The sequence below is a fragment of the Nannocystis sp. genome, assembly GCF_016714285.1.
Lineage (GTDB): Bacteria > Myxococcota_A > Polyangia > Nannocystales > Nannocystaceae > Nannocystis.
Genome location: NZ_JADJNN010000012.1, coordinates 69,390 through 84,187, shown reverse-complemented (window position 1 = coordinate 84,187; position 14,798 = coordinate 69,390). Strand labels below are relative to the sequence as shown.

Below are 14,798 nucleotides of genomic sequence, written 5' to 3'. Positions count from 1 at the left end.
CCTGGTCACGAAGGCGAGCCATGCGCCACGCCCCACCACGCGCAAGCATGCGGTGACGGCGTCGAGGTATGTCTCGTTAGTGGTGAGTGGAGCGCCTGTGTCCACCCCTGCAACGAGCCGGGTGCGACCCGGCCCTGCACGGCCGGAGACGACTATCCTGGTATCGAGAGCTGCGACGTCACCGCCGTTCCTGGCGTGCACTCCTGGAGCACCTGCAGCTGCGAGCTGGGTGCGACCCGGCCCTGCACCACCGGGGACGACACCCCTGGCCTCGAGATCTGCGGCGGCGTTCCTGGCGTGCACTCCTGGAGCACCTGCAGCCACGAAGGGGTGCCATGCGACACGCCCAACAAGGTCCAGGAGTGCGGCGCCGACGGCGTCGAGTTGTGTAACTATAGTCAGTGGACCGCGTGCTTCGACGCCTGCAGCGAGCTGGGTGCGACCCGGGCGTGCACGATCACGGAAGATACCACTGGTATCGAGCGCTGTGTCGAGAGCTCAGGCTCCCGGCCGTTTTGGGGCACCTGCGCCCCGGACGTCTGCGAGCCGGGAGAATCCATGGACTGCGGATTTCCGCCGGACTCAGAGTTTGCGGGCTGGACGCAGGGGTGCCTCGTGGACAAGTTTGGCGTCACCCATTGGGACGACGAAGCGTGCATCACCCCGCTCGTCCTCGCCTTCGACGCCCGCGACCCCGTCTTCACCACCCCGCAGAGCGCCGCGCGCCTTCGACATCTCCGGCGCCGATACCTGCACCACCCCCGACTGGCCCACCGCCGCCACCCCCTGGCTCGCCCGCGACCTCGATCGCAGCGGCTCCATCGACGGCGGCCACGAGCTGTTCGGCAACGGCACCCTCCTCCCCTCCGGCGACCACGCCCGCCACGGCTTCGCCGCCCTCGCCAGCGTCGACTCCAACCACGACGGCGCCATCACCCCCGCAGACCTCGCCTGGCCCGAGCTCCTGCTCTGGTCCGACTACGACAGCGATCGCCGATCCACCGGCTGGGAGCTGCTCCCCCTGCACGCCCACGGCGTCGCCGCCATCAGCCTCGATTACCACCTCGCCCCTGTCTGCGACGCCCGTGGCAACTGCAGCCGCGAGCGCGCAGCCTTCACCCTCGATCACAACACCTCCCGCGCCCACGGCGAGGTCATCGATGTATATCTGCGCTGTGAGTAATGGAGGACTTATGAAGACACTATGGACAGCGAGAAACTATGGATTCCTGGTCGCGCTCGCAGCGGGCGCGTGTGATGACGACCAGCCGGCCGGCGATGACGACCAGCCGGCCGGCCATGAAGGAGAACCGTGTGGCACGTTCGACGTGGCCCAGGCCTGCGGCGATGGGATCGAGCTCTGTCCCGGCAACGTGTGGAGCGCCTGCTTCGACGCCTGCAGCGAGGTGGGTGCGACCAGAGCCTGCACGACCGAGGCGAACACCCCCGGCGTCGAACGTTGCGTCGTCACGCCCGCGCCCGGTCTCCCGCCGTTCTGGGGCACCTGCGCCCCGGACGAATGTGAACCCGGTGAGGACGTACCTTGCTCGAGCGGGGAAGGAGCGAACGAGTGCCGCATGGATGCGTACGGCGCCAGCTACGAATATGACGATGGGATATCCGGCTGCAGCACCCCGCTCGTGCTCGCCTTCGCCGCCCGCGACCCCGTCTTCACCGCCCCGCAGAGCGGCGCGTCCTTCGACATCTCCAGCACCAATACCTGCACCACCCCCGACTGGCCCACCGCCGCCACCCCCTGGCTCGCCCGCGACCTCGATCGCAGCGGCTCCATCGACGGCGGCCACGAGCTGTTCGGCAACGGCACCATCCTCCCCTCCGGCGACCACGCTCGCCACGGCTTCGCCGCCCTCGCCAGCGTCGACTCCAACCTCGACGGCGCCATCACCCCCGCTGACCTCGCCTGGCCCGAGCTCCTGCTCTGGTCCGACTACGACAGCGATCGCCGATCCACCGGATGGGAGCTGCTCCCCCTCCACGCCCACGGCGTCGCCGCCATCAGCCTCGATTACCACCTCGCCCCCGTCTGCGATGCCCGGGGCAACTGCAGCCGCGAGCGCGCTGCCTTCACCCTCAATCACAACACCTCGCAGGCCCACGGCGAGGTCATCGACGTATACCTGCGTTGTGAGTAATGGCGACCATCGATATCCCGGGCCGACTGGTCCCGGGATCCGGCAACGCGAGGTTGAACCCCGCACAGATTGATTGGCTCGCCGGCATGACCATGGGCCATGCACGAGGAGGCGGCCCGGAGCTCGCAGCCTTCCGCCGCGAGCTCCGGCGCCGCGCCGGCTATCCTTCGATGCGCTCGACCAGGATGTTCGATGTCACATCATTGAAGTCGGGCAGCGAGGACCTGTCCTCGGTCAGGACGAGCTCCCGGCCGGTGCCGGGGCCGTGCTCGTAGAGCGTCACGCGGAAGCCCCTGGGCACCCGCACCGAGCTGATGACGTCGTTGCCGACCGCGAGCGGGCCGGCGTTGTAGCCGACGACCAGCTCCTGGCTGCGACCCTGGTAGTCGCCGTGTTCGAACACCGTCACCTTCGCCTCCGGCTCGGGCGTGGGGGCCGGCTCGGGCTCCGGCACCGGCTCGGGCGCAGGCGCGATGATCGTCGCGGCGATGCGGAACACGTGGCCATCCGGGTGGGCGAGGCGCAGCTCGTGCTCACCCCACGGCTTGGCCTCGGGCGCCGCCACGATCGTGACACCGGCCGCGGTGGCGCGCGCGAAGATCTCGTCGACCTCGGCCGGCGAGCTCATATACCAGTACATCCACGTCGCGCCGGCGTCCTCGCCACTGCCCGGGCCGACCGCGAGCCCGCCGCGCAGGCCCTGGGCGTTCAGGCTGAGGAAGATCTGGCCGTACCCGAAGCGCAGCGTGGCGAACAGCGCGGTCGCCACGTCAGCCTCGGCGTGCACGTCGGGGACCGCGCCTCCGGCGTTGTACACGTTGCGGCGGGTCCACCCGAGCGCCTCGAGCCACCGGATGCTCGCGCCGATGTCCGAGACATTGAGGATCGGCGTGACGATCGCACCGCGGTCGGAGAAGTCCACGGGCGTGCGCGGCGGCGGCTCACTCGGAGGAGCCGGCGGTTCCACCGGCGGCGCGGGCACGTCCGCACCCTCGCGGACCCACATGCCCTCATTGGGATTGTCCGACCACCGCGTCCACTGGTCGCGCGGAAGGAGGACGTTCTTGAACCAGCCGTTCGTATTGAACGCGATGCAGCCCGGGGTCGCATCCGCCTGGGCGATCATCTCGTCGGAGGGCCTGCCGCCCCCGAAGTTCCCGATGTCACCGCCGGCGCTGTCCAGCCCCTGAACGAAGATCCACGGCCGCGACGGCGGGTTCACCGGCGGCTCCGGGTTCGCCGGCGGCTCCGGGTTCGCCGGCGGCTCCGGGTTCGCGATCGGGGGCGCCGGCTGCAGCGTGCCGGTGAACCCGATCGGACCCTCGCCCGCGTAGGTCATCGTCCCGGTCAGGGTCCGGCCTCCGTCCGCCGAGCTGACACTGAGCGCGACGACATTCTGGCCGACGCGACCTCCGATGACCCAGGTCCCCCCGGGGTGCCAGGGCGCAGCGTCCCCGCCCCATTGGTTCTGCACATCGAAGTTGTTGTCGCCGGTCAACGTGCCCCTGAATCCGATCGGACCTTCCCCCTCGTAGGTCATCGTCCCGACCAGCGTCTGGCCGCCGTCTGGGGAGGTCACGTCGATCGCGACGACACTCTGGGTGTCACGACCGCCCAGTACGTAGCTCCCCCCCGGATGCCACGGCGCGCTGTTTCCACCCCACTGATTCTCGACATTGTACGTAGCCATGAAGTTGCCCCCGTCTGTTGCTCGCCCTCGGCGTTGTTCACAAGCCGAACCAACACCATCGGCGACGCTACACTTAGAGGATAAGGCTCCGGCCTGTCAAGCCTTCCGATGATACCACCGCGGACGAGCGGTCCCGAACGGCGCGCTCCTTCGAGCCGGGGATCGGTGCTGCATGCATTCACCGCGACTGCGAGCCACGCACCCGTATGGTGTGCGCGCGGGACAGTCGATTGACAGCGAGGAGGGCGGCAACATCGCATGGCGGCCCGCGGAGTTCAAGCACCCAGTACCGCGCCGCGCCGTCGTGGGCGCTGACTTAACGATGTACTCCGCGCATAGCGACCGCGGGCGAATCGGCGCTCGCGCGGACATTGCCGCCCGTGTATCACGGCTTGTCTGAGCGGTGCATTAGCAGCTATGATGGCGGCCTTCCTCCGCGCGAGATTGGTGGCATGGAACTCGTTGCACCCGCCCCCGGGCCCGACACATTTGCTGAACCCACGACGGTAGACAGCGCCCCCCTGAGCCGGATCGATGAGGCCCGCGCGCCCCCGACTTCGCCGCGTGTGGCCGCGGCCCCCCCACGCGCGATCGCGGGGGTCGCCGAGGCCTGTCGATACCTTGGGCGCAACGAACAGCCGATCTACTTCATGAGCGCGACCAGCTTCAACCTGCTCGGCGTCGACGCCGACGTGGGCAATTTCGAGTTCATCACCTCCATCGATTCATTCGACGGGCGCCACCCCCACGTGCTCTCGCCGAGGGAGCACATGCACGCGCCATTCACCTCGATCGAGGACATCAACAATTACCTGCTGCAACACGACGAGGTGCGCGATCGCCTGGCCGGGAGCCCCGGCGGGGCGCGGCTCGTGTTCCTGATGTTCGACGAGCACAGCGAGGCGCTCGCGCGGGCGCTGGGCGCCGAGGTGTGGCTCCCGCCTGCCCGCTTGCGCGGGCGCATCGACAGCAAGATCGAGACCGTGCGCCTCGGCGAGCGCGCGGGCGTCCCGTCGGTGCCCGGCACCCTCGCCGAGGTCACCGGCTACGCGCAATTGTGCCGCCTCGCCGACGCCCACGGGCTCGGCCGCGACCTGGTCGTCCAGACCGCCTACGGCGACAGCGGCCACACCACATACTTCATCAAGGACGAGGCTGACTTCGCGCGCCACGCCGACGCGATCGTCGGCAAGGGCGAGGTCAAGATCATGCGACGGATCCGCTGCCTCGGCACCGCGATCGAGGGCTGCACGACCCGTCGGGGGACCGCCGTCGGTCCGCTGATGACCGAGCTGATCGGCTTCCCGGAGCTGACCCCGTACCGCGGGGGTTGGTGCGGCAACGAGGTGTTCGCCGACGCCTTCACCCCCGAGCTCCGCGCGAGGGCCCGCGCCTACACCCTCGCCTTTGGCGAACAGCTGCGCGCCGAGGGCTACCGCGGCTGCTTCGAGCTCGACCTCCTGCTCGACCTCGACACCGGCGAGCTGTGGCTCGGCGAGCTCAACCCGCGCATCACCGGCGCATCGCCGATGACCAGCCACGCCACCCGCGCGACCGCCGGCATCCCGCTGTTCCTGCTGCACCTGCTCGAGTTCGCCGACGCCGACCCAGGCCTCGACCTCGACGCGCTGAGCAGCGCCTGGTCCGACCCGGTGGGGTTCGAGCCGTGGTCGCAGATGGCGATCAAACACACCGAGCCGACCTCGGACCTCATCGGCGCCGCCCCGGCGAGCGGCGTTTACCGCCTCGAGGACGACGGCACCGTCGTGTTCGACCGCTTCGAGCCCGACCACCGAGCGGTGCGTGGCGACCACGAGGCGTTCTTCCTGCGGATCCTCCGGGTCGGCGACCACCTCTACGAGGGCGCCGACCTCGGCATCCTCCTGCTGCCCGGGCGCGCGATGGACGACCACCACGCGCTGACCCCCCGCGCCCGCGAGTGGATCGCCGGCATCCGGCGCCTGTTCGCGGCGCGCCCGTGGAGCCGCGCCCAGCACTTAGGCGAGCTCCGCCAGATCGTCGAGAGCGGCCCCGCGATGCTCTACCAGCTGTCCTATGATAAGGAAGCCGCCGGTCTCCACCTCGCCGCGCTCGCGGCGATCGAATGCCTGCCCGGGCCCGAGCGATCGAGCTACATCGCCGAGCTGCGCCGCGGCTGGCTGCTCTACCAGCTCGGTCGCCACGCCGACGCCAGCGCCGCGTACGCCCGGGCCACCGAGCTCGCGCCGGCCGCCGTCGAATCACGGCTCGGGCGCATGCTCCCATTGATCGCGGACCGGCGCTACGCCGCGGCGATCGCCGAGGCCCACGAGATCCTCGAGCTCGACCCGCGCAACTACCTCGCCTCGCTGCGCCTCGCGTACATTCATTACTCGCAGGGCGACCATGCCGCCGCGGCCGCGGGATACAGCGCCTTGCTGGCCGCCTACCCCGGCGATATCGAGGTCAAGGCCGGGCTCGGCTGGGCGCTCCTCAAGCTCGGCCTCGCCGACGAAGCCGTAGCCCAGTTCCGCGAGGTCCTCGCGGTCGCGCCGCGCCACGCCGCGGCCAGCGAGGGCTTCCTGGCCCAGTCGCGGTGAGTGCATTCTCCGCCACCGTCGCTAAGGCCCCCCGGCGACGCCGCGCAGGAAGTGGGTGACCATCTCGCCCTTGCCCTTGACGGCGATCGCCCCGCGCAGCTCGCAGCGGTACGCGGGCCCGAGACGACGGGCGAGCGCATCGGTGATCTGGATCGTCCCCGGCTCGCCGTGCGACTCCATCCGACTCGCCGTATTGACCGTGTCGCCCCAAAGGTCATAGATAAACTTCTTGCGCCCGATCACCCCCGCGATCACCGGCCCGCAATGTGCACCGATACGCACCTGGATCGGGGCCCCCGCCGGATCACATAGCCCCCGGATCACCGCGAGCATATCGAGGGCGAGGTCGGCGATCGCCCGGGCGTGGTCGCTGCGCGGCTCCGGCAGGCCCGCGGCGACCATGTACGCGTCGCCGATCGTCTTGATCTTCTCGACGCCGTGCAGCTCGACCAGCGCGTCGAAGGCCGAGAACACCTTGTTCAGCATCTGCACCACCTCCGCCGCGCCCGACCCGGTCGACAGGCGCGTGAACCCGCAGATGTCGACGAACAGCACCGTGACATCCGCGTGCGCCTCGGCGATGGTGGCGGCCCCGTCCTTGAGCTGGGCCGCCACCGTCCCGGGCAAGATGTTGAGCAGCAGCCGCTCCGTCTTCTCCCGCGCCCGGGCCAGCTCGGCGGCCTGGGCCGCGAGCGCCTCGCGCCGCGCGAAGTTGCCGCGGACCAGCGAATAGAGGCTGTGGCCGAGCCCGAATCCACCGACGATCGCCAGCAGCTGGAATACCAGCAGCGAGATCGCGTAAGGATTGTCCGTGAAATAGCTGGGGTTGCAGTAGGCGTATGGCAGGGTGAAGGCCAGCGGCACGACGATGCTGCCGACCAGGCGCGCGACCGGCCGGACGATCAGCGGCACCGTCGCCTGCGATAGCAGATAAGAGCACGGATAGTAGACCTCGCCGGGCGCCCCGAGCTGGCCGAGCGCCCCGCCGCAGATCGCCGCGCCCATGGTGAGGGCGATCATCGCGAACAACGCCGCCCGCCCGCGTACCGTCGCGGAGAAGCGGAAGCCCAGCAGGGTGATCACCGCGAGCGCGAGGATCGGCGGCCGCCAGCGGGCGAAGAACTCGAGCACCGCCGGCTGCCCGCGAAACAGCAGCGCGTCCGTCGGCCACAGCACCACCGTAAGGACGATCAAGATCCACGCCGTCAGCTTGGTGAACTCGCCGCTCAGCAGAGCCCGCTGCTCGTCGAAGGCGGCCTCGTCGAGGGGCCCGACGATGTCACGCGAGTCGCCGACGAAGCGCGGCACGATCGAAGGTCCAGGAGCTCGCACGCCGACCGGAGCGCGAGGATATCAGCCCGATCACCGGCGCACCATCGACCTCGCCCCGCGGGGACCCGCGCGAATGATGAAACCCGGCGCCTACCGCCTCGCCCATCGACCTCGGCCCGCGGGGACCCGCGTCCTGCGGGCACTATCGCCCAGACCCGGCGCGACGGCCAGGGCCCTCACCCGCTCACCCGCTCATCAGGGTGCGGCGCGAGAACAAATCGTCAGGGACCGGCGACTTCACGTCGATATTGGACAGGCGGATGATCGTCTCGTCGCCGGTCACGAGGTTCTTCATGCGGATCTGGGTCGGCATCTGGGTGTCCTCGAAGCGCTTCCAGACCTCCCGGAGCTGGGTGCGGACGTGGCTGCCGCCGACGTCGTAGTAGTGGATCCGCGAGATGCCCCCGACGGTCGAATCGATGAAGATCTCGAGCTTCGAGAAGGACACCGTCGCGCCGCTCTTCGGCGTGAGGACCAGGGCCGTCTCGGTGCCGGTCTTGCCGATCAGGTCGGCGTCGAAGCTCGGCGACAGCCGGGCCAGGATCATGTCCTCGGGCGTGAACTCGCTCCCGAGGAAGCCCTGGTTCTGCATGTGGGCCGCGATCCGCCGGACCTTCTGGAACTCGGGGCTGTACATATAAATGGTGTCGCGATTCTCCATCAAGATCTTCATGCCCGCGACGTCACCGGGCTCAACAAAGCGGATCAGCTGCTTCTCGAGGTTCTTCATCGCCATCGAGAACACCAGCGTCGAGCGCAGCTCGCCGTGCTTGTAGATGTCCATGTTCGCCGTATATGTCTGATCCGGGAACCGGGCCGCACGTTCGTCGGCGACGCGCAAGACCGCCGCTCCCTGAGCGACAGACTCCGCCGAGGCCACGACCGATCGCTGGGGGAACACCAGAACGCTCGCTAGCCCGAGCAACGACGACAGCAGGAGGGTGGCTGACTTCATGACGGGTCCACCCAGCAAGACCCGTGCCGCGGCCCTCGCCATGAGATCCAGCATGGGCTTCGCCGCCAGCGGAACCCCTTGCACCCACGTGCAAGTCCTGCGTGTTCCCCGGTCCGCGTCCGACTAGGGCGCCACGTCGTCCTCGGCCAGATCAGTGGGCGCGCTGCTCCACTCCGGGTGAAGCCGCCGGAGCCACGGCCACACGACCGGGAGCAGGAGGATCGTGACGAGCCCAGATACCAGGCAGGTGCTGCCGGCGAGCAGGCCGAAGGTCCGCATCACCGTCGACTGGCCCGCGGCGAACACGTAGAAGCCGAGGGCGACCAGAGCCGTGCTGACGAGCATCACCGGACCGACACGACGCGCCACCTCCTCCGGTGCACGCCGCCGGAGGTACCATACGTAATGCATGCCGAAATCGGAGGCCGTGTCCGTGAGGATCGCCCCGACCATCGCCGTGCTGAGGTCGATCCGGGCCCCCATCATTCCCATGACACCGCCGACGATCACGGCCGTGACCGCCGCTGGCACGACGCAGAGCAGCGACAGCGTCAGCGAGCGGAACAACAGCAGCAACAGGGCCGATACGGTCACCAACCCGACGGCCATACTGCGCAGCTGGTTGCGCTCGACCGAACGCGAGAGCGCACGATCGAGGACCGGCTCGCCGGTGACGCGGGCCACGAGCTCGGTCGAGGCGCGCTCGATCGGCGGGGCGTTGAGGTCGCGGAGGATCAGCTCGGCCCGCCTTCGCAGGGTCGCGTTACTCGCATCGAGCCCCGCCGCGGCGAGCACCGCGGTCGCGGTCTGCTGGACCTGGAAGCTGCGCCGCGCCCCGTCGAGCAGACGCAGCATCTCCTGGTACAGATCGGCGTCGCGGTCGCCCTGCGCTCGCTCGACCAGGAGGGCCCGCAGCGCGACCCCCGATCGCCCCGCCGCGGCCCGGATCTCGGCCTGCGCGGCGGCGTCGAAGGGCGGCGCCAGATCCCCGCGCAGGTGCTGGTCGACCTGCTGGGCGACCGCCGATCCCCACGTCGGCGAGGCCTCGTCGACGGCCGCCCCGCGATCGATCATTGCGCCGACCGCCCGCGCGTCCACCGTACCGCCGGCGCCCCGAGCGACGAGCACCAGGCGCTCCGCGACCGATGTGGGCGTCGGGCCGGACGGCGTGGTCTGCAGCTGCTCCGTGAGGTACGCCTCGAGCCCCGCGACGACCGGTGCGGCCTCGCCTTTCACCCGGGCATTGATCAGGGCGTGCCCGCGATCGGGCGTCAGCAGCGAGGCCAGGCCGGTCTCACCAGCGAGGAACAGGTAGACCTGGGCCGCCTCACGGCGCGAGGTCGGCAGCCGGTATTCGCCGCTCAACACCTCGGCACCGATCGCCAGCGGGTCGATGAGTGACGACACCTGGGACACGCCCGGGAGACTGCGTGCATAGTCGGCGAGGCGCGCGATCTCGCGGAGGCTCGCCGGATCTTGCATGTCGCCCGCGATCTCGATCTGGACGAAGCGCGCGCCGCCGAAGCGGTCCTCGAAGAATCGTTGGTCTCGCCACGCGGGGGAGCCCTCGCGCAAGAAGGCCTGGGCCTCCATCCGCACCTCGACCTCCCCGAGCGGCAGCAGCGAGGCCGCGGTCACGAGCAGCATCGCCGCCGCCACCGTCTTCGGGCGGCGCTCGACGGCTCGCCACATCCCGGCCAGCGCCGCGCCGAATGGCAGCAGTTGCTCGCGGCTCGGCGCTCGCGGCCACAGGATCATCACCGCCGGGACCAGGGTCCGGGCGATGAACCAGCACAACAGCGTGCCGACCGCGACGGCCAGGCCGAAGGCCCGCATCGGCCGCACATCCATCACCAGGAACGAGAGGAACGCAGCGGCGGTCGTCCACGCGGCGATCGCCAGCGGACGGGCGACGATACGGCTCGCTCGCTCGAGCGCGACCCGGGGCGTCGCCCCCTCGCGCTCGAGGTAGTAGCGACCGAGCACGTGCACCGTGTAGGCGCTCCCGGTCGCCAGCAGGATGACGGGCATCGTCGAGGTCAGCGCCGTGTAGCGCTCACCCGCGAAGCCCATCGCGCCGAACACGACCACGGTGGCGATGCCGACCGACCCGAGGGTGAGCACGACGCCCACCGGATCGCGAAAGGACAGCAGGACGACGAGGATGAGCACGAGCGCGGCGACCGGAGACAGGTGGCGTACGTCGTCGCGGGCCTCGCCATAGATCGCCTCGGCGGCGAAGGCCGCCCCGGCGTAATGGACCTCGAATGGGGCCAACTCGCGCTCGGCGACCGCGCGCAATGCCGTCACCGTCTCCTCGGTGCCGACGCCGTCCAGCATATATACATAGATGGTCGTGGCCCGGCCATCGGCGGACACCAGGTTACCTACGATGTGGTCCAGCGCGAGCACCCGCTGCCGAACCGCCGCGTGGGCCGCGACGGACGCCGGCGGACCGGGCAGGAGCGGCCCGATCTCGGCGCCGTCCTCGGTGCTCACCACGTCGGCGGTGTTGGCCAGCGACATCACGCGCGCGACCCCGGGTGTGGCACCCAGCGCCTCGGTCGCCGCTGCCAGCGCGCGGGCCTCCTCCGGCCCAAATACATCACCCGTGGGATCGCGGGCCTCGGCCCCGATGAGCGCCACCCGCAGCGAACCAAATCGGTCACTCACCTCGCGAAATCCGCGGACGTCGGGATCCTCGTCCGGGAGGAATACAAACACGTCATCCTCGCTCTCGATCCGCATGACGCCGATCAGCGCGACGGCCGTGAGCGCGACGAAACAGAGGAGGATCCACCACGGCCGACGCAATGAGAAGGAGGTGAGCGATAGCATCCGTCGACCCGCGAGGCGCCATGCAGCTCCGGTTCCAGCCGCGACGTGGCCCGGCGAACCGAGACTGACGAGGAATCTCGACGCCTTGGACGGGCGACGCGCCCCGGTCGAATGCAAGGTTTGCAGCGATCCGAAAATCGTGCACGCGCCCGCTCAACGCCCGAGCTCCCAGATCGTCACGGCTTGCCCCGGCCCCGCCGCCGCCAGCGCGGTCGCGTCCGGCGAGAACGCCAGACCCGCGACGATCTCACCGGACTCGTGCGTCACCCGCAGCTCGGTACGCGACGCGACATCCCACAGCGTGATCAGCCCGTCGCGGTTGGCCAGCGCCGCGGTGGCGCCGTCGGCCGTCAACGCCACGGCGGCGTGGTCATCGTCCCCGATCGCGAGGCGAGCCAGCGGCTTGCCGCTCGCCGTATCGATGAGGATCGCCACGCCGTCGGCGCGGCCGGCCAGCAGCAGCCCGCCGTCGCCCGAGAACGCGAGGTCCTGCACATACCACTGCGGCCCGCTCTCTTTGTGCCGACTCGGCGAGCCGCCCTCGTAGCCGAACTCCTCGACCTCCCGCACCTTCCAGCGCGCGCACAGGAGGTCGCCCGGCTGCTGATCACAGCGCGGCATCTCGAGCTTGAAGCGCGACTTGCGACCCGACAGCTCGATCAGCTCGATATCCCCATAGCCGCCCAGCGCCAGCGCTCGCCCGCCCGGGGCGATCGCCAGCGACAGGCTGTGGATCGTCGGCACCTCGATCGTGGCGATCCGTCGCCCGCTCCGCAGGTCCCAGCGCACCAGCGCATTGCGCAGATCGACGGCGTACAGCTCGTCGCCGACGCAGCGCAGGTCTGTGATGATATCCTCGTGCCCGGACAGACGGTGCACCACGGCGCCAGTATCCGTGTCCCAGATCCGCAGGTCGGTCATACCCGCGACCGCGACCTGGGCCCCGTCCGGTGCATAGGCCAGGGCGGTGATCCGCCGCTCGTGCTTGCCGAGATCCAGCGCGAGCTTGCCGGTGCGCGCGTCCCAGATGCGCAGCGCGCCATCGTCGTCGCCGCTGGCCAGGCGCGCACCGTCGGGGGCCCACGCGACCTCCCCGAGCCAGTTGGTGTGCGGCAGGCGTGCGCGCAGCGACACCGTCTTCACCGCGCCAGGACGCACCAACGCCGGCGCCACAACCGGCGCCGCCGGCTCGATCACCGGCGGGCTCGGCGGCAGATCTGACACCACCGGCAGCGGCGGCGGTGATCGCTGCTGCCCGCTGTGGCACGCCCCGGCGGCGAGACACAGCCCGACCACCGAAACGGCGAGCGCGGCGCGGTGAAGGACACGCACCATCTCGACACCATCACCCGCAGCGCGGCGTCCAGTCCGGATTCTTCATGTCGCACAGATCCTCGGTGCAATCGCAGCCCACATAACAGAACCCGCGCTGATCGGCGACGGTGAGCTGCATATAACAGTCCTTGAGCGCCTCCATGTCGAGGATGCCGCCGCCGCCCGTGGCGAAGATCAGGCACGACGCCCCCTGCGGGTCCTGATTCGTCGTGTGCGCCTGGCCCCAGGTGCTGAGATTGGGGATGTCGCTGCCCCGCGCCGAGCGCCAGCGCCCGGTGTTCGGATCGAGCACACAATCCTTGACCGGATCGACCGTCTGGAACGCGCAACACGCCGAGCCCACGCCGCAGATCTCGGCCTTCTGCGCGTCAGACCAGGTCGGGTTGCAGGGCACCGGGCAGCCGTTACTAAACGGCGACGGGTTGCCGCCATTGTCGACGCACTGCCCCGAGTAACTGAGCACATTGTTGACCCCCGAGAAGATCGGCACCCCGTACTTGTCGTCGACCTTGCCGGTGAAGTAATTGGGCAGCCGCCCCAGCGTCGTCGCCGGGTCGTCCGAGCAGCACTGATAGTTCTGCGGGCAAGCCCCGGGCGCCGCCACGGCCGGCGAACAGAAGCCCGACGGATTCTCGAGCTCGCCGGTCGTGGGCGTCGAGCCGCCCGTGTCGCCCGTGTCGCCCGTGTCGCCCGTCTCCGTGCCCTCCGCGTCCGTATCCGCCTGTTTTCGATCCGTGCATGCCACCAACAACAACAGCGCCACGCCGACGATCCGCATCCCGCGATTGTCGCCGCCGCCCACCCGGACGACAAGCCCTCGGCCACGCCCCGATCAGCGCCGCAGGATCCCGGCCGCGTCGAACCACGCGTAGGTGTCGCGCAGGGTCTCCGTCATCGCGCGCGGCGAATAGCCGAGCTCGCGCTGCGCCTTCGCCCAGCTGAAGCGCCCCCTTGGTCTCGAGCACCGCCAGCGACTCGTGGGTGTAGAGCGGCTCCTGCCGGCGCACGCGCCCGTAGGCCGCGGCGAAGGGCACGCCCACGCGGCACAGCCAGATCGGCGCGTTCAGCCGCGGCGGCCGCACGCCGGTGATCTGCTCGGCCATGCGGGCCAGCTCCGGCACGCCGAGGAAGTGCCCGGTCGCCAGGTAGCTCTCGCCGGTCCGCCCCTGCTCCTCCGCCGCCATCAACGCGGCGACCACGTCCCGCACGTCGACGAAGTCGAAGCCGCCGTCGACCAGGCTCGGCAGCCTGCGGTGGTAGAGCCCGAGCAGCACCCGACCCATGCGCGACGGCCCGAAGTCGTAGGGCCCGACGATCCCCGACGGGTGCACGATCACCGCGTCGAGACCGCGGGCGACCACCTCGCGGAGCGCCCGCTCGCCGGCCGCCTTCGATCGGTCGTAGGCGAAGTGGCTCGCCGCGTCCGGCACGCGGGCCCAGGTCTCGTCGATCGCCTCGCCGTCCGCGCGACCCGCCTGATACAGGTCGAAGGCGTGCACCGAGCTGCAGTGGACCAGGCGGCGCACGCCCGCCGCCAGGGCCGCCTCGGCGACGCGGCGCGTGCCGTCGACGTTGACCGCGCGGACCATCCCGCTCGGGTCACCGGTGATCGAGATGACCGCCGCCAGGTGGTAGACGATCTCCGCCCCCGCGAACGCGGCGCGCAGCGAGTCCGCGTCGCGCACGTCGCCGGTCACGCGCTCGACCTCGAGGCCCTCGAGCGAGCGCTGCTGGCCGCGGACCATCACCCGCACCTCGTCTCCCCGGCGGAGCAGCGCCCGAACGAGGTTGGATCCGACGTGGCCCGTGGCACCGGTGACGACGACGCGCATGACCGGCGCATCCTATCTCGCGCGCTTGTGTTCCTCCAGCGGCGACGCCCGCCATCGCCTCGCCGATCCGCGCATCCACGGGGC

The 14,798-nt window shown here is 70.1% G+C and carries 10 protein-coding genes and 1 pseudogene; 3 read left to right on the top strand and 8 right to left on the bottom strand.

All coding sequences use genetic code 11. The features are described 5' to 3' along the window. Positions 1-625 precede the first annotated feature (625 nt). Both IPJ59_RS21270 and IPJ59_RS21265 read left to right on the top strand, forming a co-directional pair. On the top strand, positions 626-1,183 hold the full coding sequence (locus IPJ59_RS21270) for a hypothetical protein (RefSeq protein WP_293273083.1): 558 nt from the start codon (positions 626-628) through the stop codon (positions 1,181-1,183). Positions 1,184-1,193: 10 nt separating this feature from the next. Beyond that, positions 1,194-2,153 (top strand): hypothetical protein, encoded by a 960-nt coding sequence (locus IPJ59_RS21265; protein ID WP_293273082.1) that lies wholly within the window; start codon positions 1,194-1,196, stop codon positions 2,151-2,153. A gap of 160 nt (positions 2,154-2,313) precedes the next feature. On the opposite strand, the gene IPJ59_RS21260 is transcribed toward IPJ59_RS21265, so the two are convergent. Continuing rightward, positions 2,314-3,450: a VOC family protein gene (locus tag IPJ59_RS21260; RefSeq protein WP_366524654.1), complete on the bottom strand. Its 1,137-nt coding sequence runs from the start codon at positions 3,448-3,450 to the stop codon at positions 2,314-2,316. A gap of 9 nt (positions 3,451-3,459) precedes the next feature. Further along, positions 3,460-3,843, bottom strand: a pseudogene (locus IPJ59_RS38005) (lectin OAA family protein); the annotation flags it as partial. 650 nt (positions 3,844-4,493) lie between these two features. Between IPJ59_RS38005 and IPJ59_RS21255 the strand changes: the two are divergent. After that, positions 4,494-6,422, top strand: a complete 1,929-nt coding sequence (locus IPJ59_RS21255) for a tetratricopeptide repeat protein (RefSeq protein ID WP_293273081.1) — start codon at positions 4,494-4,496, stop codon at positions 6,420-6,422. A 21-nt stretch (positions 6,423-6,443) separates the two neighbouring features. Here IPJ59_RS21255 and IPJ59_RS21250 read toward each other — a convergent pair whose 3' ends face one another. The 6 genes from IPJ59_RS21250 to IPJ59_RS21225 all read right to left on the bottom strand — a co-directional run bounded on the left by IPJ59_RS21250 (position 6,444) and on the right by IPJ59_RS21225 (position 14,714). Beyond that, positions 6,444-7,730 (bottom strand): adenylate/guanylate cyclase domain-containing protein, encoded by a 1,287-nt coding sequence (locus tag IPJ59_RS21250; protein WP_293251137.1) that lies wholly within the window; start codon positions 7,728-7,730, stop codon positions 6,444-6,446. 208 nt (positions 7,731-7,938) lie between these two features. Then, positions 7,939-8,538, bottom strand: a complete 600-nt coding sequence (locus tag IPJ59_RS21245) for an outer membrane lipoprotein-sorting protein (RefSeq protein WP_293251135.1) — start codon at positions 8,536-8,538, stop codon at positions 7,939-7,941. A 294-nt stretch (positions 8,539-8,832) separates the two neighbouring features. Further along, positions 8,833-11,547 carry an efflux RND transporter permease subunit gene (locus IPJ59_RS21240; protein ID WP_293251133.1) on the bottom strand — a complete coding sequence of 905 codons (2,715 nt, stop codon included), beginning with the start codon at positions 11,545-11,547 and terminating at the stop codon, positions 8,833-8,835. 153 nt (positions 11,548-11,700) lie between these two features. After that, positions 11,701-12,882, bottom strand: coding sequence for a WD40 repeat domain-containing protein (locus IPJ59_RS21235; protein WP_293273080.1), 1,182 nt, complete (start codon positions 12,880-12,882; stop codon positions 11,701-11,703). A gap of 10 nt (positions 12,883-12,892) precedes the next feature. Next, on the bottom strand, positions 12,893-13,276 hold the full coding sequence (locus IPJ59_RS21230) for a hypothetical protein (protein WP_293273079.1): 384 nt from the start codon (positions 13,274-13,276) through the stop codon (positions 12,893-12,895). 13 nt (positions 13,277-13,289) lie between these two features. Further along, complete coding sequence (locus IPJ59_RS21225) at positions 13,290-14,714, bottom strand: NAD-dependent epimerase/dehydratase family protein (RefSeq protein ID WP_293273078.1); 1,425 nt, start codon at positions 14,712-14,714, stop codon at positions 13,290-13,292. Positions 14,715-14,798: the final 84 nt, after the last annotated feature.

Coding starts and splice junctions, on each gene's coding strand:
- IPJ59_RS21245 (WP_293251135.1), bottom strand. CDS start 8,538: ATGGACATCTACAAGCACGGCGAGCTGCGCTCGACGCTGGTGTTCTCG.
- IPJ59_RS21235 (WP_293273080.1), bottom strand. CDS start 12,882: ATGGTGCGTGTCCTTCACCGCGCCGCGCTCGCCGTTTCGGTGGTCGGG.
- IPJ59_RS21225 (WP_293273078.1), bottom strand. CDS start 14,714: ATGCGCGTCGTCGTCACCGGTGCCACGGGCCACGTCGGATCCAACCTC.
- IPJ59_RS21240 (WP_293251133.1), bottom strand. CDS start 11,547: ATGCTATCGCTCACCTCCTTCTCATTGCGTCGGCCGTGGTGGATCCTC.
- IPJ59_RS21255 (WP_293273081.1), top strand. CDS start 4,494: ATGAGCGCGACCAGCTTCAACCTGCTCGGCGTCGACGCCGACGTGGGC.
- IPJ59_RS21265 (WP_293273082.1), top strand. CDS start 1,194: ATGAAGACACTATGGACAGCGAGAAACTATGGATTCCTGGTCGCGCTC.